The 18,931-nt window shown below is 40.2% G+C and carries 20 protein-coding genes; 5 read left to right on the top strand and 15 right to left on the bottom strand.

What is annotated here, in order from left to right; translation table 11 throughout:
- Positions 1 to 311 precede the first annotated feature (311 nt).
- From ACYQ28_RS00885 to ACYQ28_RS00870, 4 genes are all read left to right on the top strand, one after another.
- On the top strand, positions 312 to 686 hold the full coding sequence (locus tag ACYQ28_RS00885) for a gamma-butyrobetaine hydroxylase family protein (RefSeq protein ID WP_460047400.1): 375 nt from the start codon (positions 312 to 314) through the stop codon (positions 684 to 686).
- 23 nt (positions 687 to 709) lie between these two features.
- Positions 710 to 1,129, top strand: a complete 420-nt coding sequence (locus ACYQ28_RS00880) for a diacylglycerol kinase (RefSeq protein ID WP_460047399.1) — start codon at positions 710 to 712, stop codon at positions 1,127 to 1,129.
- 379 nt (positions 1,130 to 1,508) lie between these two features.
- Positions 1,509 to 2,627: a nucleoside hydrolase gene (locus ACYQ28_RS00875; protein ID WP_460047398.1), complete on the top strand. Its 1,119-nt coding sequence runs from the start codon at positions 1,509 to 1,511 to the stop codon at positions 2,625 to 2,627.
- Positions 2,628 to 2,799: 172 nt separating this feature from the next.
- Complete coding sequence (locus ACYQ28_RS00870) at positions 2,800 to 3,186, top strand: hypothetical protein (protein ID WP_460047397.1); 387 nt, start codon at positions 2,800 to 2,802, stop codon at positions 3,184 to 3,186.
- Between the two features lie 114 nt (positions 3,187 to 3,300).
- On the opposite strand, the gene ACYQ28_RS00865 is transcribed toward ACYQ28_RS00870, so the two are convergent.
- The 13 genes from ACYQ28_RS00865 to ACYQ28_RS00805 form a co-directional block, all read right to left on the bottom strand.
- On the bottom strand, positions 3,301 to 3,891 hold the full coding sequence (locus ACYQ28_RS00865) for a LysE family translocator (protein ID WP_460047396.1): 591 nt from the start codon (positions 3,889 to 3,891) through the stop codon (positions 3,301 to 3,303).
- Between the two features lie 178 nt (positions 3,892 to 4,069).
- Entirely contained in the window at positions 4,070 to 4,927 is an 858-nt protein-coding gene (locus ACYQ28_RS00860; protein ID WP_460047395.1) for a hypothetical protein, read from the bottom strand.
- Between the two features lie 21 nt (positions 4,928 to 4,948).
- Complete coding sequence (locus ACYQ28_RS00855) at positions 4,949 to 5,314, bottom strand: Cif family virulence factor (RefSeq protein WP_460047394.1); 366 nt, start codon at positions 5,312 to 5,314, stop codon at positions 4,949 to 4,951.
- Positions 5,315 to 5,529: 215 nt separating this feature from the next.
- A complete protein-coding gene (locus tag ACYQ28_RS00850) occupies positions 5,530 to 6,291 on the bottom strand; it encodes an alpha/beta fold hydrolase (RefSeq protein ID WP_460047392.1) in 762 nt (253 codons plus the stop codon).
- Between the two features lie 254 nt (positions 6,292 to 6,545).
- Positions 6,546 to 7,439, bottom strand: a complete 894-nt coding sequence (locus ACYQ28_RS00845; RefSeq protein ID WP_460047391.1) for a chlorinating enzyme — start codon at positions 7,437 to 7,439, stop codon at positions 6,546 to 6,548.
- Positions 7,432 to 7,659, bottom strand: a complete 228-nt coding sequence (locus ACYQ28_RS00840; protein ID WP_460047390.1) for an acyl carrier protein — start codon at positions 7,657 to 7,659, stop codon at positions 7,432 to 7,434. Before ACYQ28_RS00840 ends, ACYQ28_RS00845 begins: the two co-directional genes overlap by 8 nt.
- Positions 7,660 to 7,661: 2 nt before the next feature.
- The gene (locus tag ACYQ28_RS00835) at positions 7,662 to 9,167 is read right to left on the bottom strand and encodes an AMP-binding protein (RefSeq protein WP_460047388.1); all 1,506 of its coding nucleotides are present in this window, start codon (positions 9,165 to 9,167) and stop codon (positions 7,662 to 7,664) included.
- Between the two features lie 79 nt (positions 9,168 to 9,246).
- Complete coding sequence (locus ACYQ28_RS00830) at positions 9,247 to 9,483, bottom strand: hypothetical protein (protein ID WP_460047386.1); 237 nt, start codon at positions 9,481 to 9,483, stop codon at positions 9,247 to 9,249.
- Positions 9,484 to 9,494: 11 nt separating this feature from the next.
- On the bottom strand, positions 9,495 to 9,815 hold the full coding sequence (locus ACYQ28_RS00825; RefSeq protein WP_460047385.1) for a YciI family protein: 321 nt from the start codon (positions 9,813 to 9,815) through the stop codon (positions 9,495 to 9,497).
- Between the two features lie 52 nt (positions 9,816 to 9,867).
- Positions 9,868 to 10,587 carry a 2OG-Fe dioxygenase family protein gene (locus ACYQ28_RS00820; protein ID WP_460047384.1) on the bottom strand — a complete coding sequence of 240 codons (720 nt, stop codon included), beginning with the start codon at positions 10,585 to 10,587 and terminating at the stop codon, positions 9,868 to 9,870.
- Entirely contained in the window at positions 10,571 to 11,500 is a 930-nt protein-coding gene (locus ACYQ28_RS00815; RefSeq protein ID WP_460047382.1) for an aminotransferase class IV, read from the bottom strand. The genes ACYQ28_RS00820 and ACYQ28_RS00815 overlap by 17 nt, the downstream gene beginning before the upstream one ends.
- Positions 11,497 to 12,168 (bottom strand): RraA family protein, encoded by a 672-nt coding sequence (locus ACYQ28_RS00810; protein ID WP_460047380.1) that lies wholly within the window; start codon positions 12,166 to 12,168, stop codon positions 11,497 to 11,499. Before ACYQ28_RS00810 ends, ACYQ28_RS00815 begins: the two co-directional genes overlap by 4 nt.
- Before the next feature lie 3 nt (positions 12,169 to 12,171).
- Positions 12,172 to 12,669: a type 2 periplasmic-binding domain-containing protein gene (locus tag ACYQ28_RS00805; RefSeq protein ID WP_460047378.1), complete on the bottom strand. Its 498-nt coding sequence runs from the start codon at positions 12,667 to 12,669 to the stop codon at positions 12,172 to 12,174.
- Between the two features lie 1,265 nt (positions 12,670 to 13,934).
- Here ACYQ28_RS00805 and ACYQ28_RS00800 point away from each other — a divergent pair.
- Positions 13,935 to 15,887, top strand: coding sequence for a S9 family peptidase (locus ACYQ28_RS00800; RefSeq protein WP_460164682.1), 1,953 nt, complete (start codon positions 13,935 to 13,937; stop codon positions 15,885 to 15,887).
- Between the two features lie 40 nt (positions 15,888 to 15,927).
- On the opposite strand, the gene ACYQ28_RS00795 is transcribed toward ACYQ28_RS00800, so the two are convergent.
- Together ACYQ28_RS00795 and ACYQ28_RS00790 are read right to left on the bottom strand one after the other, a co-directional pair.
- Entirely contained in the window at positions 15,928 to 17,328 is a 1,401-nt protein-coding gene (locus tag ACYQ28_RS00795; RefSeq protein ID WP_460047376.1) for an extracellular catalytic domain type 1 short-chain-length polyhydroxyalkanoate depolymerase, read from the bottom strand.
- Positions 17,329 to 17,743: 415 nt separating this feature from the next.
- Complete coding sequence (locus ACYQ28_RS00790; protein WP_460047374.1) at positions 17,744 to 18,628, bottom strand: alpha/beta fold hydrolase; 885 nt, start codon at positions 18,626 to 18,628, stop codon at positions 17,744 to 17,746.
- Between the last annotated feature and the right edge of the window lie 303 nt (positions 18,629 to 18,931).

The following is an 18,931-nucleotide window of genomic DNA, read 5'->3' as shown; positions in this document are numbered from 1 at the left end:
TCGGTATTCCCTGTGTCGCTGATTTTACATCGTTGTGTTCAAAGCGGATCAGTTACCGGCCGCGCAAAAACATTAAAGAACTCATGATTACCGCGATATCGCTCATTGTTCGCGGTATGTTCCGCGAACAACGCCAATCCCACCTCAGTATAAATACGCTCGTTAGCGTAATTCCATTAGAAATCGACTTTTAAATAGCGTTAAAATTAAAAACTTGATTGCCGTACCACATTTTTCAGGGCTTAACGCTGAATTGTTAGAATTCACCACGACCGACCCAATCAAACATCAGCTCCACTGTGAGGCTAGCCATGGATGCTCCCGAAAAAATCAAACTGCATAAACAATCCCAAACTTTGGAGCTTGCATACAACGGCATCAATTATCAATTATCGGCGGAGTTTCTCCGAGTGCACTCACCGTCTGCCGAGGTTCGTGGCCACGGCCAAGGACAAGAAACCTTGCAACACGGCAAAATCAATGTAGCCATGACGAATATAGAAGCCTGTGGAAATTACGCGCTAAAAATAATCTTTAACGACGGTCATGATTCAGGCCTATACTCGTGGGATTATCTTAAAACCCTGTGCGAAAATCAGTTTAAGCTTTGGCGTGATTATTTGGATAAACTCGACGCCGCCGGTCTGACTCGCGATCCCAATGTGCAAGTACTTAAACTCAGCTAAATAACAATAATACGTCAACTCTCATGTCAGAATCAGAAGCTCGTCAAAGTAAGCCAACCGATACCAAAGCAAAAATTTACGGCCAAAAAAAACCGGCACCACCCATACGCAGACTACTCAAAGCCGCCTATTACTCTCTCAAAGGACTGAAATCGACCTTTTGGTACGAGCAAGCCTTTCGCTTTGAAGTCTATGCGCTTATTGCAGCTATTCCGCTCTCAACACTGGTTGCCAAAACAGCTTTTGAATACCTGATACTTATTGGCAGCATTATCTTTGTCATGATTATCGAGCTGCTTAATACCGGTATTGAAATGATCGTAGATCGAGTTGGTGTAGAGCATCATGAACTGTCCGGTCGCGCTAAGGATGCAGGTTCAGCAGCGGTGTTTGTCGCTATGATTCTTGCAGCAGCTTGCTGGTTAGTGATAGGCCTGTTCTAACGGCGCCCAGCTACAAACCAATCACGCCTTTTACGCCTCACCCGATATCCTCATCGAGCAGACCTTACGCCTGTCGTTGAAGGTGGATTATTCTATTCTCGCTAGCGGTAATGTTTCGTAAAAACTCAGGAAATTTCCTCGGTAAATTCGCCAAACAATCGTCCTAATGAATAGCAACTCGAACACTAAATGTATAACAACATCTGATTAACTTATCCACGATGTAATCAGAGGTACCTACACATATTATCCGTTCAAGCTTAAATATCAGCATTTATGAGCAAACGGTCAAACTCGGGTAAACTAGCTCCTAGGCTTTAGGTGTGGTTTTAAATAACTCGCCAATACATTATTCATTACAGCAGGTCAGGTCGTAGAAATGATCAAATCGAAGTTTATTAAACAATGCGCAATTCTATCTGTTGCCGCCACAACATGTTTCACTGGTAACGCTTTCAGTGCGAACGCAGCCGAAAAAACCCCGGTGATTTTCGACACCGACATGGCCATTGATGACTGGTCAGCCTTATTATTATTAGCTAAAACCGATTCAATCGATCTTTTAGCAGTAACGGCCAATGGAGTTGGCGAAACACGCTGCGCGCCCGCCATGCGAAATATTCCGGCATTATTAGCGTTAGCGACCGAAGACGAAGTTGTTATCGGTTGTGGAGATGCATACCCACTGGATGGTTACTTCACATTTCCAGAACCGTGGCGTCAACAGGCCGATACGCTTTCTGGCGTTGAAATTGCCGACGGTACCTTACCTATTACCGCAAAACACCCGGTGCACATAATTCACGAAGCCATCGAAAGTACTCAGCAAAAAATAACGCTACTTGCCACCGGCAGCCTGACCAATATTGCCCAGTGGATTGAGCATCATCCAGAAGACGTGAGTAAAGTCGAAAAATTAGTGATTATGGGCGGATCATTCGATACCCATGGAAATATTATTGTTCCAGGCTTTACCGACGGACATCCAAATAAAAGCGCAGAGTGGAATATTTATGTTGATGCCATTGCTGCCGAAAAAGTATTTTCTTCGCAATTAAATATAGAAGTGGTTGGATTGGATGTTACCAACGAAGTTAAAGTAACCACCGAATTTGCTAAAGATTTTAAAAAGAAAGCAAAAACCGAAGCGGCTATCTTTTGGGATAAAGTACTCGACGACAACGACTGGTTTATTAATTCTGGCGAATATTATTTTTGGGATGTACTCGCAGCATTAGTTGTCATTGACCCTAGTTTTTGCACTGGCGAATACAGCTCAGTAACGGTTTCTTACGATTTAATTGAACAACCGAGCCAATGGGATAATCAAAATATTCCCGATGTAACCTACACCGGCGCAAAACGAAAATCCTACGACCCTGCAACCTTTGGGGTATTAAGACGAGGTGGTGATAACAAACCTGCCAAAATTTGCAAAAAAACGAAACCCAAAGAGGCTTTTAGTTTATTTACAGAAACGATGAATAAATCTTTATAACACTTCTTAGCACTCCTTCCTTTTATTTACTCTATTGAATGATTAACTCATTTGATAGAGTAACCATCATTCAATATCACGTACAAAAAATTATATACAATTGCCAAGGCAGGCTTTGTATTAATAAATTAGCGCTATGCTAAACAAAAAAACAATAATCAACGGAGTCAGGATGATGAACTCACCTTTGCGAAAGCTTTCAATTTTAACCGCGTTAACCGTCAGTCTATTCTCAGCGAGCAATCTCGCTTCTGCTGGCAAAGCCGATGTTGTTAAGGTGACATACCATAAATTAAGTTCGGGAAATTATAATTTCCACGTTTCTATACAACACGATGACTCAGGCTGGGACCATTACGCCAACCGCTGGGAAATACTTGATTTACAAGGAAATATTCTAGCAGTTCGAGATTTACGGCACCCACAATTAGACAAAGAAACCTACCAGAAAACCAAAAATAACATAGAAATTCCAGAAGGCATTCGCACCGTACAAGTCAGAGCTCACGACATAATGCACGGCTACGGCGGTAATGTAATGACAGTAGAACTTGAATAACCAGACAGATTTTATTTATTCAAAATAATTAAAATAACAATGTTAATTTATTAATAACATGTGTTTTTTTATTTATATAAGCAGCGCTCAATGTAGGTATTGAGCACTGCAGCATCAGCTTAAAGAAGTTTGTATCACCGATAAAACCAGCAGAATTGCCATAATTCTGTTAAACCAGCGTACATGATACGAACTTTTTACAAATGCTCGAATTTTATCGCCCAACACCAACCAAGTACCCACACAAGGTAGAGCGACAGAAGTAAAAATAAATGCCACATGTAACGCCTCCTGTAACCTCTCATCTTGAACCTGGCTGAAAGACGCAATCGTACTGACCGCTACAATCCATGATTTTGGATTTACCCAATGTAAAAAAGCTCCATGCCAAAAACTGGGCGGCGTACCTACAGACGACTCAACATTAACCGACTGTGTATTAAATATCTTCCAAGCCATGTAAACCAAATAAGCACAGCCAACGATTTTTAAAATAATGTGCGCCAGCGGAAATATCGCAAAAATACTGTACAGACCAACGCCCACCGCAACCAGCATAAACGGAAAGCCTAAAACAACGCCCAGAAAAACGGGTACACTTTTTTTTACACCAAAATTAAAACCTGAACTCATGACCAAAACATTACTTGGGCCAGGAGTTAAAGTTGCTGTCATTGCAAATAGTGCGAGTGCAATCCACTCCATGATGAATTCCTTCCAGAAAATATTAATTTTTAAGTGTGCAAAATCGCCGCTTTAGCAATTATAAAATTCACCCCGGCAACCTAAGGCTATATATTTTTTATTTGAACAAATAACCTAAGTCTCTCTAATACAACACCCTAGATGACCGAAATTACTCTACAACGCGACGAATAACGATTTAATCAACTCGCGACAACCTTAATTCATCACAATGGAAAGGCGGTGATTCGACATGAAGCACACTGCGTTTACTGTCAGATATGATTAAATTAAAAAACGGATCAAAAGAATACCGATGAACCGATAAATGAGTATCTAAATTCCAAGCCAACTGTGATGGCCTTGCCTGGTATTTTTTTGCCAATAAAAAATAAAAAGTATTGAGCGTAAAAAAATCCACCTCATCTTTTTGATAAAAGCTCAAAGCAGGAGCATTGCTAAAAAAACTACAGGAAGTTGCAAAAGCATCCGCCGGATACTGCGCCAATGTTGTATCATAACCTTCGCAAATATAATCCAGCGCTTCGTTAGAAATACATACAAAAGCTACGTTATCACTGAAAAACGCATAATCGCTGTAGCGATTACTCTGCTCTAAAAATAGATCAATATTAATAACTAAAATATTGTCCAGAAAACCAGATTGAACATCTTTAATAGACTGCAAACAGCCATACACCATACTGTTGCAACCTTTGCCGCCTAAAAAATAAAGCTCTGCCGACTCAGACAGTGTTATGGACGCCGTTAATACCGTCCAAAAATCGATGGTTTCTTGCGGAGACAAGGATATTGTCGAACTCGTTACTACAACTCTATTAATAATGGGAAGCGACGCCGTTGACAGATTATCAACTAACCAACCCAATGCATCGGTTAGACCATTGGTCAATCCTAGAAAACTAAGTGCCTCGTTATTTTTTAAAATACCACTTTTATAAACAATCGAACTGGGCGCAAAAGACTGAACATAGTCTGCGAACTTACGATTATCGGGCATAAAAATCGGCGTGGATAAATAGGCAGATCTAATCACGTCAAACAAAACCTTTACAATTTATTTTTGATTCCAAACCTGATATCGAATGCAAGGTTTTCCCTCATAGCTCACAACAACCCAAGAGCCACGCAATACGATGCGTTCGATAAATTCACCAGACTTTGTTAGCGTATCTACCTGAACCAAACCCGTGACGTAAGAAAAATCATCCCCAGACAAACCTTCTATTTCAAGAAGCTCGACATAAATATGGTAATCCTTCATCCCGTAACAAAAGGCAACCATATCCACACCGGTTTTATCGGGAAGACTGGGCGGACACCACAATATATCGGGATGGTACAAATGTCGGTATATTGTGGGATCGTTGCTGTTACTGATTGTTGGATAATTGTCTCGAATAAATGCCACACCATCGATCATGTCAACTCAACCTATAAAAACATCAAAGGAACAAAAACTTACATGAATTTCCTCTATAGGAAACTCTAATTAACCTAACGTTTCCAGCGACACAAGAATGTATCGTCAATTTCAAGAACGATAAGTATTTAAAATTGTGAACAATTTGGAGGTCGCATTTTTACTTTTAGCTCTCTGATCAAATCAGGATTGGGTTAATCAGAGAATCCTAAAGCTTACTTCAACCATCTAGAAATAATTGCTGCAACACTCTCGGGCGTTTCGTACATAAACATGTGGCTGCCAGAAATCGGATAATTTTTTACCTTTGTGCTATGCGCACAATAATTCTCAGCCCATTCTGGTTTAACAATTTTATCGCCCAGCGCATAAATATTTAAGATTTCGGTATCAATATTTAAAACATGATCAGTAAACCAATCGTTCACACTCTTTAATAAAATATGTTGTTTACTACAATCTTCAAACTCAGGCATAAAAGCAAAGAAATCGCGCTTTAGAACCGACAAATTATCACCGACCATAAACTCAGGAGAGAACGCACTAAAGGTTGTAAATTTGAAAAACGTATCTGCATCCAGAGAAAATAAATCATTCAAAACGTGCTCAGAATTATTACGATACGAGCCCTTAAACTCTTCCAGATGACAGCTGCCCAATAAAATAAGTGACTTTATAGTGCTTTGCGCACGCAAGCTTGTATATATTTGTGCAATAAAGCCACCCATGGAATGACCAGCCAGATGGAATTCTTTGATACCAAACTGTTTAATTACCGCGTCAATAGAGGCCAATGTGGCCGATATATCGCTCTCGACTACATCGCCGTACCCGGTTCCTAAATTACTGATTAAAATAACATTAATATCCGGCATATGTTTGGCCATTGGCATCATCACCCAATTACCAAACATATACCCAGACAAAATAATTAAAGCATCACCTTCTGGATTACCAAACTGGGTAACTTCTAACACAGAGCACCTTCATCACAATTTTATTTTAGAGACGACAGAAAACCCAAGACTCTTGGATTTTCTGTGTTAACAAACGAATTGAAGCCAATTTTTACAAGAAACTTTGATTAACCAAGAGTTTCCAGCAATACACAGATGTGTCATCCAATTCAAGCACGGTCAGTGATTAAAATGGACAAGAAATTGGAAATCGCATGTTCAGTTTCTGCCCTCTGATTAAATCCTGGAGGAGTTAATCAGAGGTTTTTATAGATTTACAACCAAGGTTCTTTAACCTTATTAATACCTACCTTATCTTCACCAGAAACCAATAGGGTTGCGTATTTATCGAGATCCAATACTTCACCTAAGGCATCAAAGGTTTTTAAATTTTGATAAACGGCCACTTCTGGAATAACGTAACGCGCCGCCATAGCAAAACGGGTGTCTGTCTCAGATATGTTAGGGAACGAACCGTGTAAACACTTAGAAGTAAACACAAAGAATTGTCCGGCTTTAACTTCCATGGTTACCGCTTTACTTTCGTCCGGTTTCCAACTGCTATCGACCTTCAGATTTTCCCAACTGTAACCAAAGAATCCAGAATTATCATTAACGGCAACTTTTTCCTGATCGAAATTATTACCTTTAGATTCATCAAAGAACCAATTTTCTTTATGACTGCCCGGCATAAACTTCATACAGCCGTTTTCTAGGGTAGCATCGGTCATGGCGATCCAAACGGTTACAACCCAGTATTTTTCACCTTCCAATAAATGTTCAGGTGGGGTGAGTTTAGGTTGATTTTCGAACTCGAAAAAACGCTTGGCTTGATGCCATTCAGTACCGCCGTCACCGGGATATTTAGGAAACCACTCGGTGCGCCAGCAAAGCAGATCATTACCCATAATGGAGGCGACCTTATCGACAATTACCGGTGATGTAACAATTTGTTGAAGCGACTTTAAATCTAAGTGACGATCGTAATTCAAACGTGAATTCTGGAAAACGCAGTCTTCCCGATACAATAACTCTTTGCGAATACGCTTATTCCACAACTCTTTCATTTGCTCAGAGTCGAACAAGGTAAACGGACCAATAAAACCTTGCTTATCGAAGGTTTCTAATTGTTCATCGGTGAGTGAATAGATGCTTTTGTTTCTAGACATGGATCAGGCTCTCAACATGGTCGGTGAGTTGATTTAGACTGGATTTTTCGGATAACAACACTGACGGATCAAGGTCAATATCCAAATTTTTGCGGATACTTTCTGTAAGCACAAAAATACCTACCGAATTGCCACCAAGATCCAAATACTGAGCGTCGGCATCTCCGGGCATATCCATATTGAGTGATTTCCAATATAATGTTGCTAATTCAGCGTGCATTTTTATCCCTCCAATTGCTTTAATAAGCAGGCTTTAAAATTTTTACGGTCAAGTTTTCCGGTGGAAAGCGTCTTTATGTCTGAAAAATCTATTTCGATGATCGATTCCGGCACTGCATACACGGGTAATGTTTTTGAAATGTCGGATTTAATGGATTTAATTTCTATTTTTTTATCGCTGCTTACACCAGCAACTAAAGAATCAAAACCATTTTTTTGTCGAACCAAGGCTATGGCATAGGCGCCCGCTGGCATTGATTTGAGAACCGCTGCTTCAACTTCTTGAAGAGAAACTCGGTTACCGCGAATTTTAACCAGATCGTCTTTTCGACCGGTAAACCACAATCGGCCCTGCTCATCTCTATAGCCAAAATCGCCGGTGTAATACGCCTTAGAGCCATCTTCGAAAATTTTTAATTGCTCGGTTTGCTCAGTACCCAAATACCCGTCCATAAGCTGCTGGCCAGCAATAATAATTTGACCTTCAATACGCGGCTCTTGAATCTTAGATCCGTGCTCATCGATCAACTGAATATCAACGTGTTTGAGTGAATTACCCAACGGCATAAATCCAGTATCGGTATCAAAGGGCTGATCAAATTTAAAGAAAGTTGTGTTGTTGGTATTCTCGGTTGGGCCATAGAATTGGCAGAACTTAGCCTGTGGAAAAATTCCAGCAATGGTTTTTAACACACTGACCGGACAGCCTTCACCGCCGTAGTAGACTCGGGTCAATTTTGGTAATTCCTGCGGCTTACCCTGATAGATCAATCCCATCATTTTTAAAATGGTAGAAATCGCTAGGAATTCTGTAATGTCGTCCGATTTTAATAGCGTCATGATTTGCTGAGGCAGAAGCCCCGAGTCGGCAATAACGATGTTAAAACCACGAGCGAACTGCACCAAGAAATCCAATTGGAAAACGTCAAAATGGATGGGACACAAACTAAGCCAGGTGCCTGCGCGCTCGTTCATGACTCCTAGCATTGAATCAACGTAATGCGCCAGAGCCAACAAACCAACCATAACACCCTTGGGCTCTCCGGTGCTTCCAGAGGTAAAAATAATATTACCGTCGTATTGGGTATTTATTTTGTTTACTGATAAATACGCGTGTTGAAATGTCACCGGACTCTTTGCAAGTAAATCTGCGCACGATGAAGATTCATTGTTAGCGGTTAAGTCTGCACCAAATTCTGGTGTACACACACAAAGAATTGGATTAACTCGATTAAAGACACTGAGTTTTCTAGCAGTCGGCAGAGTTGTATCAATAAAACAGAAACCCAATCCTAACTTTATGCAAGCCATCAACAAGGTTACCGATTCCACCGACTTAGGCAGATCAGAAAAAACAACGCCCTTGGCTGGCAAGATGGAATCGAGTGTTTCTGCTAAGCGATCGACATTTTCGAAAAAATCGCGATAGGCTACCGGAGATTCACCCGCGTTTTTGATATAAATATCGTCTCGATTACGATATGCGCTTATTTGTTGGTATAGGTTCATAATACACCGCGCGGTTGTTAATGCCGCAAAAATTGAAAATTAAATAAACGGTTTAATTGTTTGAAGATCTACTTAAGACCTATGACAAGGTTGCATTCCATAGATCTTCAAACTGAATATCGTTAATTGCCGGTATTTTTTCAAAATTAATAGCAACACCACTACTGCCTTCTAGTTGAGACACAAACAACATTGTTTCAATAGAATTAAGATCAAAATCGGCAGTCGATAATTTATAATCGAGAGTATCTACGCTTTTGCCAATCGTACTCAGCGAAGTACCAATGGCCATTAAGAAACTTTCTTTATTCAGCACGATTTATCCACCTATTCAAAAATTTCATAACCCGAAACAACGTACCAATCTTCAATACTGTATTGGGTTACCAGTCCATTTAGGTAATACGGATCGTTATCCACAAAATTTTGCACATCGTCTTTGCTACCCGCGAATATGATCAAACCGTCTGTTATAGGATCACCACTTGCTCCACCTGCCTTGGCAACTCCGTTTTTGCAGGCGGTGCCAATATGAAGTAAATGTTGATCACGAAATGGCATCCTTTTATTTACAAAGTCTTCACAAAAGGAATATTTGAGTAATTGTAGGGTGACAATTTTAGGGTTAATAACAGGCGCTTGACTCATGTAGGGTAACTCATATTTTTTAAAATATTTAACAAAGACGATGTACTAAAATTTATAAATCTACTTCAAGAACCTTAGCTCGGTATTCTTCTTGTTCGCGATTTAATCCGTGCTCAGGTGTCGTTAATACAAACACATCGCGAAAACTGGGTTCATCTGGGTGTTTTTTCTCGATGGGTGTTGCGCAATGGAGAAAATATCGATCGCAGTGGGAAATTAAACCACCTTCCGGAACCACCTCAGAAACGACTTCTTCATCCTTGATCCAGTATTTAGTTTTACCCGACTCATCCTCGATGTTGTGTCTGCGAACAATATAAACGCCTGTCCAATCGGTACCGTCTTTATGTCTACCCTCAGGCGTTGGATTACCAGAATCGGTGGTGCGAATTTGATGTACAGAGAAGCTTTTTACCTCAAACGGAATTTGTTCAAGCCAGCATTTAATCATGGTGTCAAACGCTTCCGTTTGTAATAACGAGATAGGTACGTCGGCATAAATTCGATCGATACCGCCGTAAGAATCTATGTCGTTCACATAGGTAGGTTGGTACAGGGCAACCTTCGGTAACAATTTGTAACCCTCTTCGGTAATTTCAACGCGGGATGTCGTTCTGTAACGCGACCCCTTATCGTAATAATTATCGTAGGGTACAAAATCAAAAGATCGTTGTAATTGTGATATATCCAACTCTGGAAAATGTATATCCAGTGTTAGCTCGTCTTTGTAAAAGAATTTAGTATGACCATCTTTTTCAATACGCTGTAACATAGGTGACCCACTTTTTATCAGACTCTGGCAGATAGCCGGTTGTTAAACTTTTATAACATTGAATGATTTCGTCGAAGGCTTGATTATGACCTATTAATTGTTGGCCTCCGATTTGATCGACCACTCGAATTTCTGAAGCTGTACTTGTTAATGCACAAGCAACGACTTTATTTAATTCGTCTTTATGAACCGATCGGTAATTAACCGAAATAGCCATTTCTTTTAACAGTTCGATGGCCGTTTTACGGGTAATACCTGGTAAACAATATTCATCACTGGGCGTTACATATTCGCCATTATTTAATTTAAAGATAATGTTGTGCGCACTGGTTTCAGTAACAAAACCTTGATCATCAAACATCATTACCTCATTAAAACCTGCGGATTTTTTCCCCAAAGCCATGTACGAATCAAAATAATTACGAGATATTTTTTTGTTGATAGTCTTTGTATCTCTTACAATATCGGAGACTTCGATATTCAAGGGTTGTTTTTTTGGCATCGTCGAAAAAGGCGTAGCCATAATGACCATCTGCACCGCAGGCGGCGACGAAAGGCTCATAATGCCTTCACCAAAGAACGCTATGGGTCGAATATACAGATCTCGATCGCGACACTTAGCTACCAAATCAATCGTCAAAGATAATAATGCCTGCCGATTTATGTGCTCTGAGTTCAAATTTAAATAATTACAACTCATTAAGAAGCGATCAATGTGTTCTTCTAACCGAAAAATCCCAGCAATAGAATCTTTGTTGGTGGCGTAAGAACGAATACCTTCAAAGGCACATACCGAATAATTCAGAGAAAATAATCCAGGTGCATAACTGGGCGAAACTTCACCTTGATACTTACCGTTGTAAACATACTGAGTTTTATCCGATTGCAGCTGAGGCATAAATTTCGTGTTCATATATGACCTCCCTTATTGACCAATTCAAACAAATCCAATCCGGATTGTATTTTTGCCAATACGTCGTCTTCAATGTATTTAATGTCTTGGGCTCTTGACAAAACTTTTTCAACATCGTTAATTCCAACGCAAATAACACCGTTTGCATCGCCAACAATTAAATCGTTTTGTGCAATCCAATGACCGGAAAAAAGACAGCCCGAGCCACGGCTCTCGACCTTCATGCATCCTTGGGAGTCCATAACCGCAAGGTTCGAATACCAAACCGGGATAGAAAGTCTTTTTATCTCTTCGTAATCGCGCACGGCACCAAATAGAATGGCGGCTTGGTATCGTCTTTTTTCAATAAACGTCAGACTCATACCACCAGCCAGTACATATTCGTCGGAAATTTCGCGGCAGCCGGCGACATAAACCTTCTGTGTACCGTCATCTTTTATATCTGCGACAAACGCGCCGACGTCCTGCCAGGTAGAAGGCGACGGTTTAATAATTTCTGAACCTTTTCGTGTTGGCCCCCACATTACCGTGTCGGCATAACCCCAGAATTTTTCACCGTGTGTATAACGCAATTGTTTCGATAAATATCGACAGGGAACACCAACGTGATCGCAAGCATCAGCGATGTTAGCCGTGCTTAATCCGTCTAAAAGCGCTGCCACAGACATGTTTTAATGTCTCCGCTCGAAAATAGCCCAACCCATACTTACCGGACCATAACTGTGTTTGACTTCTAAATTATTGGTTTTCGCGGCAGCAAGTGTTGTTACACAGGCGTCGTAGTTTCCTAATGCGCATTGTTTAGCTGCGTCTGCGTTGCTATTAACCAATTCTACATTGGAGTAAAAAGGTTGAATTAATTCCACCGGTGCCGGGTGAGAGCAGGCTCTATCACCATCCCTTGCCACGCCAATTACCATGGCGTCGGTAGGTTTCATAAACACGCCGGTCATTTTAATCGACGTTAAATTTTGGAAAACAATATCGTTTAATTTTGGATATACGATGCACAAAATCACTTTATCAACTTCTTCGTTTTTTAACGCTTCTATTGATAATTCTGGCGTATCGTACAAAGCCACATCCCCTTCGAAGTTGTTTTCTTTTAAATAAAAATACGATGCCATTTCGGAATTAGTATCTTGTGGACCCAATGTTCCTATCCGCATAGAAGAAGCCTCAAAAATTAAATACAGGAATTAAGTTAATCAGATACTGAAAACAACAGAACCATTTTAAAAACCGTCGTGCGCCAAATTCAGCTACTGCTCACGGCGTTAGCTAGGCATTCATTTTAAGCACAAAAAATCTCTCCCCAAAATCCCCTGTTTTTAACATTGCAACATTTTCTGCTTTTTATTTTCAGGATTTTTAATGCTTACAATTAACTTATTTTATTGTTTGAATTTACTTATATAAATTTTTTGAACAACTCACCTATATTTAATTTTTCAACAACATAGAAATATATTTGGCGTGAAAAACATCTCATAGAAATATCTTAACTACTGCTACTTTGGAGATTTTTGCTTTTAATTGGTGTTATATTTTACAATTTGAAAAATTATTACAGCTTGATATATTTGTATTTACCGGCACTAAAAATTCGACAAATCTCGTAACTCTCTAATTAATCAAAACCACTTATTATTGAATCCTAACGTGAACATTTTATTTATATCTTTTCGAAATTAATTGAATATCGGAAAAATCTTTAATTAGGAAATGCGGAATAAAAAACGCCGAAAATGTGAAAATGTGAAAATGTGAAAATGTGAAAATGTGAAAATGTGAAAATGTGAAAATGTGAAAATGTGAAAATGTGAAATATCTTGATTATTCCTCAACAACTCAATCAAATAAAAAACTAAGAAATACTAAAACTTAAAATACCATCATCAATTTTTCTTAGTTTTAATCATTCACTATCATTAATAATAAAGGAAACTCTGATTAACCCAGAATTTCCGGTGGCACAAGGATGTGTCACCAACTTCAAGAACGGTAAGTAATTAAAATTGTGAAGAAATTGAAAATCGCATTTTCAATTTCTGTACTCTGATTAAATCATGGATGAGTTAATCAGAGATTCCTAAATAGAATATTCTTACGCTCTTAAATCCCCGATATTACCCAGAGCCATCTACCGTTTTAAATTGGAATACTTATGAAATAAAAATATTTATACATTGAAAATAATTGGTAAAAATAAATACTTTCAACCATTCTTTGCACGCAATTAACGCTCTAAGTATTCTCTATCCGGAAACAAAAAAATACCCATCCCGACTAACACTATAGTTTATACCTCGTATATCCCTTATCGATTATAATTCTGTCGATTTTGTCTATTTTACGTTTGCCCCCCTTAATAACGTACCTTGGGCTTGTTTTTAAGAATTTGGAAATGCACTGATTAAGAAGAGTTATGCTTATGGAACTAGGCAGTTTATTAACCCGGATTTTAGCGGTTTTTTTGATATACCTCGGTTTCGCACACACAACTGTGTTGGCATCAAACCTGGCGGACTATGGACGACTACCCACCAATCGCTCTATGTCAATCTCTCCCGACGGCTCGTTAGTCGCCTGGATCAGAGAGGCCAAAGGCACAACTAACCTCGTTGTAGTGGATGTGCAAACATTAAAACCCGTACGTGTCGTTAATGTTGGTGATGGCGCCAAGTTGCGATCTCTTCAATTTGGCTCTAACCGCTATATCATCACGCGTTTTAGTGAAACCACACGGGTGCACTCTTACGTAGGCCGTTTCGAAAATTCTGCTGCCTATGCAATTGATATAAAAACCGGTGAAACGGTTTTATTACTCGATAAAACTCCCGGCTTGTATCCTGCCCAAGCATCTTTGGGTAATGTTATTGCGGTAAATTCAAAGGAAGAAGTTGCCTACATGGCCGCTTATGACGATTCTTCTAACGCTCGTTATAACATCTATCGTGTTAATTTACGCAACGGCAAGGGTAAGCTGCACAAAAAAGGCAACGCCTCTACATTTGCTTGGCACATGAACAAAAATGGCGAAGTACTAGCTCGCGAAGATTTTGACGATAAAAATAATATTTATACAGTAAATGCGTACACAAGTGGCAATAATACAAAAGAAATTTATCGACACGAGACCGATATCGTTAGCTTAGATATTGTCGGTATTTCTGCAAATAATAATGAGCTGTATATATTAAGTCATGATGATAACTTTATCGAAGCGCTTTCTATTCTGCCCTTAAAAGATGGCGTAGAAACAGACCCTATTTTCCAAACCAGCAACAGCAATATTACGCAGATAATTACCTTTAAAAACGAATTGGTTGGTGTGCGTTATTCAGGCGTTCGCCCTAGTTATCAGTTTTTATCTGAACATACGCAGGCTGCGATGGATCGTGTAATAGCGACATTTCCAGAGCAGTCGGTTTTTCTGTTGGATATTGACGAATCCGGCAATACCTTTGTGCTCTCGGTATCGGGCAGCAATTCACCGGATGATTTGTATTTATTTGATACGCAAAATATAAAGCTTAAAAAACTGGGTAGTCGCTATGAGTCTATCTCGGCGAATTCGGTCGCTGATGTTTCGAGCTTTGCGTACAAAGCACAAGACGGAACCGAACTAAACGCTATTGCTACGTGGCCCTTAGGTTCTTCTCCCGAAGACAGAAAAAACCTACCTACACTTATATTCCCCCACGGCGGTCCGGCTAGTTACAGTTCCATTCAATTTGATTGGTGGGCGCAATATTTTGCGAGCCTTGGTTATTTGGTTATAGAACCGAACTTTAGAGGATCTTCTGGATTTGGCAGAGCCTTTACCGAAGCAGGCAGAGGTAAATGGGGTAGAGAAATGCAGACCGATGTTACCGATGCGTTCGATTACCTTGTGGGTTTAAACATTGCCAACCCGAATAAAACCTGCATTATGGGTGCGTCTTATGGTGGCTATGTTGCGCTCTTAGCCGGTGGTATTACACCCGATAAATTCAGTTGTGTTATTGCCGTTAACGGCGTTACGGATCTTCCTAAAATGCTTACCCAAGAGCGTCGCGAATCGGGCAGTGACAGTTGGGAGCTGGATTACTGGCGAGGCATTATTGGCGATAACGAATTCAATAAAGTCGATTTCGAGAACATTTCACCCATTACACATGCGAAAGCGTTTAAAGCGCCGACTTTGATTATCTACAGTAAAGACGACACGGTAGTTTCACCAACGCAATCGCGGGATATGATTTCAAAATTAAAATCTGCCGATAAAAATATACACTCGGCGGTTTTATCGGGTGAAGATCATTGGCTTTCGGTAAGCGATACGAGACAGCAAATGCTTACCGAAATTGATGGATTTCTAAAAACCTACAATCCCATCAATTAAATGATGAAGCGAAAAAAAGCGGCCCAAGGCCGCTTTTTTATTATTGGCAACTGCCAGCTTGGAAATAACCAGGACTCGGTTCGGATACAACCACATTATTTGGCCAGGCAACGGCATAACCCAGTTGCTCGCCAGAACCAACCGTACAGACCAACACACCACTGTTACAGTAAGCGGCTCTGCCTGCGACAAGGTGATCGTAATTACTGCTCACGAATTCTTGGCAATCAAAGGTAGGCTGGCTACTAACCACCACGGTGCGCGTTTGTGTATCTTGGCTACCGTCGGAGAAATCCACCGAGTAGCTGATGGTGTAGGTGCCTGCGGTACAGGTATCAAACTGATTGCCAGAAACGGCTACCAAATTGGTGACATCACCCAACGTTGCATCGGTTGCGCTAAAGCCGGGTTCATCGTAAAGGTCACAGGCTCCCAGCTCAACTTGGCTTGGCGAATTCAATGTTAATGAGTTAACGCCTACCGGAGGCTCTCTGCCAACACGGCGATTATTCGCAAATAAGAACGCGGTTAAATGAGCAGGATAATTAATGGACGTGTTATCCATATAAGTACTTACTCCAGAACCACCTCCAGCGGGCCATGCGTGCGCTAACCCCTGCACAATAACCTTAGAAACACGTTCACCATTTGCGTCGCTGTGTGTGGTTTCAACACCGTCGAGAGATATTCCGGGAATAACTTCGCTACCACTGTCGGCGGTTGCCCCGTAAACACTGGCAAAGCCGTTTGCGTTTACGTCAGCGTAGCCGGGCGCAGCAATAAAATCACTACTACCCCAAACAATAGACATAATTTGGGTATCTAAGAATGAGCTGTTCGAACCCGCTAAAGATAAGCACGTATTACGCATTTCTTGAGCGGTGGTTGCCACAAAAGACGCTTCAGAGGATGAAGTTCCCACAGCAGGTCCCGCGGAATTACCTAATCCGGCAAACACATCTGGCGCAAGACAAGCCATAACATTGACCATACCGCCGCCGGATGATAATCCCGAAAAATAGACTTGGTCGGAATCGATGTTTAATGCACTTCGGGATTTTAAGGTAGAGACTAACGATAAAATATTATCGTTGTGGCGATTGGTGCGCGTATGGTTTGAATCGTAATAGTCCCAACAACCAAAAATTAATACGCCACCGTTGGGTGCATTGGGCACAGCCACGACCATGCCGTATTCTTCTGCGGTGGCTTCCCAGTTACTTTGATCACGGAATTCGGTATTAGTAGCCCCCTGTTGGGTACAACCTCCGGTGGAAATCATCAATGCGCGCTTGCCATTAAGTACCGGCGCACTTGAAGGTGTGTAAATAGAAACGGGCATTTGCGCGATGGTTTCTGTGGTCCAACTTCCGGCAAAAGCCATTTGTGAGACCGCAACAGCCACGGCACCTAACGCCAAGGTAGGTAGTAATTTTTTCATAGCATTCTCTCAGTAAACAGAAATAATGCTTTAAGATTTAATTTTATTATTAGTTAGATACTGCTACTTTCCATTTCTACATTGAATCTCAAAGCGACAGGTTTGGATTAAAAAATCACAAACGATTTGGAGAGGTGTAAATTTTATTATTGTATTATGCTGAAAAAAGGTACAAAAACTCACGTTATTTGTGAGCTTTCGGCAACACAAAAATGTGTCACCGATGTTAATTATTGTTTTGCAATTAATTCACTAAAACATAAACCAGAATGATTTCGATAAAAATTAAAGGAAACTTTGATTAATCCAGAGTTTCCTAAAAATGGTCTAAAAAATTAGACATTACATTTTCTATTTCTGATTCTACCCTCTGATCACATTAGTTATGAGTTGATCAGAGGATTTCAACGGTAAATTATAACGCTTTAGATAAGGTTGATTGAAAGCATAAATCGCGAAAGAAGTCATCTAACGCCGCTATAGATTCAAGTTCATTAAGCATGGGCGTATGACCCCGCTGTTTTATTTCACAATATTGCATGCAGTGATGTTTGTTACGCATTTTATTCACGCATTGTATATCCAATATATCGGAGTGCGCGCCGCGAATGACCAAAAGCGGTACATCTAGCATATTGTCAAATTGCGGCCATAAATCAGCTTGTTTTGGCGAATCGTCTTTATCACTAATCCATTGCGCTATTTTTATATCGTAAGCAAAAGTTATCTCGCCAGACTCGCTTTCATTCATTAAGCCTTTGGTAAAGCTTAACCACTGGGCATCGGTCATGCCGGGTAATTCCGAACCATGTACCGATCTTACGCTTGCCACTGCGTCTGCCCAGCTGTGAAATACTGAAGCTTTGCCAACATAACTTTTTATGCGATCAACACCAATGGGATTTATTTCTGGGCCAATATCATTTAACACAATGCCTTTTATTAAACCTGGCGCCAAGTTGGACAAAATCATTGAGACTAACCCACCCAATGAAGTACCCACTAAGATCACGTCGTTTATATTAAGGTAATGTATTAATTGTAGAATATCTTGTGCGTAGGTTAATGGATTATAGTTTATAACATTATCGTCGTATTGAGATTTGCCGCGACCTCTAAGGTCAACAGCAATAACTCGATATTCGGTGCTGAAATAACCACAAAAGTCCAAATAGTCTTTAGAATTACGAGTTAGCCCAGGAATACATATTATGGTTTGTCGAGCACTGACATTATAATCGCGCGCATATAATTTCAAGCCATCGTTACTGGTGTAATCGATATCAATACATTTTTTCATAACAGTTCCAAGTCGACACAACACTCTGCTCTTACATTTTCGACAAGACATACCAACAATGGTGTATTTACACGAGCAATATGGTTGCGGTATTTATAGTTGTTTTTATACATTCGGCATGCGATGCATTTGCCAAAAATTAAATCACGTAAAGTGTGCTTTAAAGACCAAAAATAATAATTATTTACCGCTGAAAAAAGTCAGGAATATTTGCAAGATCAACTAATTTCAACCAGACGAACAATAATACAAATTCAATGAAAAAAACCGCGGTCAAAAAAGGGGGATATTAACCCCCCAAGC

This window comes from Sessilibacter sp. MAH1 (assembly GCF_054658315.1).
The sequence above is the reverse complement of the archived record's forward strand: the minus strand, read 5'-3'. Positions and strand labels throughout refer to the sequence as shown.

Bases quoted from the DNA above. Each gene is read 5' to 3' on its own strand.
- ACYQ28_RS00885 (WP_460047400.1), top strand. From the start codon at position 312: ATGGATGCTCCCGAAAAAATCAAACTGCATAAACAATCCCAAACTTTG.
- ACYQ28_RS00880 (WP_460047399.1), top strand. From the start codon at position 710: ATGTCAGAATCAGAAGCTCGTCAAAGTAAGCCAACCGATACCAAAGCA.
- ACYQ28_RS00875 (WP_460047398.1), top strand. From the start codon at position 1,509: ATGATCAAATCGAAGTTTATTAAACAATGCGCAATTCTATCTGTTGCC.
- ACYQ28_RS00870 (WP_460047397.1), top strand. From the start codon at position 2,800: ATGATGAACTCACCTTTGCGAAAGCTTTCAATTTTAACCGCGTTAACC.
- ACYQ28_RS00865 (WP_460047396.1), bottom strand. From the start codon at position 3,891: ATGGAGTGGATTGCACTCGCACTATTTGCAATGACAGCAACTTTAACT.
- ACYQ28_RS00855 (WP_460047394.1), bottom strand. From the start codon at position 5,314: ATGATCGATGGTGTGGCATTTATTCGAGACAATTATCCAACAATCAGT.
- ACYQ28_RS00845 (WP_460047391.1), bottom strand. From the start codon at position 7,439: ATGTCTAGAAACAAAAGCATCTATTCACTCACCGATGAACAATTAGAA.
- ACYQ28_RS00840 (WP_460047390.1), bottom strand. From the start codon at position 7,659: ATGCACGCTGAATTAGCAACATTATATTGGAAATCACTCAATATGGAT.
- ACYQ28_RS00835 (WP_460047388.1), bottom strand. From the start codon at position 9,167: ATGAACCTATACCAACAAATAAGCGCATATCGTAATCGAGACGATATT.
- ACYQ28_RS00825 (WP_460047385.1), bottom strand. From the start codon at position 9,815: ATGAGTCAAGCGCCTGTTATTAACCCTAAAATTGTCACCCTACAATTA.
- ACYQ28_RS00820 (WP_460047384.1), bottom strand. From the start codon at position 10,587: ATGTTACAGCGTATTGAAAAAGATGGTCATACTAAATTCTTTTACAAA.
- ACYQ28_RS00815 (WP_460047382.1), bottom strand. From the start codon at position 11,500: ATGAACACGAAATTTATGCCTCAGCTGCAATCGGATAAAACTCAGTAT.
- ACYQ28_RS00810 (WP_460047380.1), bottom strand. From the start codon at position 12,168: ATGTCTGTGGCAGCGCTTTTAGACGGATTAAGCACGGCTAACATCGCT.
- ACYQ28_RS00805 (WP_460047378.1), bottom strand. From the start codon at position 12,669: ATGCGGATAGGAACATTGGGTCCACAAGATACTAATTCCGAAATGGCA.
- ACYQ28_RS00800 (WP_460164682.1), top strand. From the start codon at position 13,935: ATGGAACTAGGCAGTTTATTAACCCGGATTTTAGCGGTTTTTTTGATA.
- ACYQ28_RS00795 (WP_460047376.1), bottom strand. From the start codon at position 17,328: ATGAAAAAATTACTACCTACCTTGGCGTTAGGTGCCGTGGCTGTTGCG.
- ACYQ28_RS00790 (WP_460047374.1), bottom strand. From the start codon at position 18,628: ATGAAAAAATGTATTGATATCGATTACACCAGTAACGATGGCTTGAAA.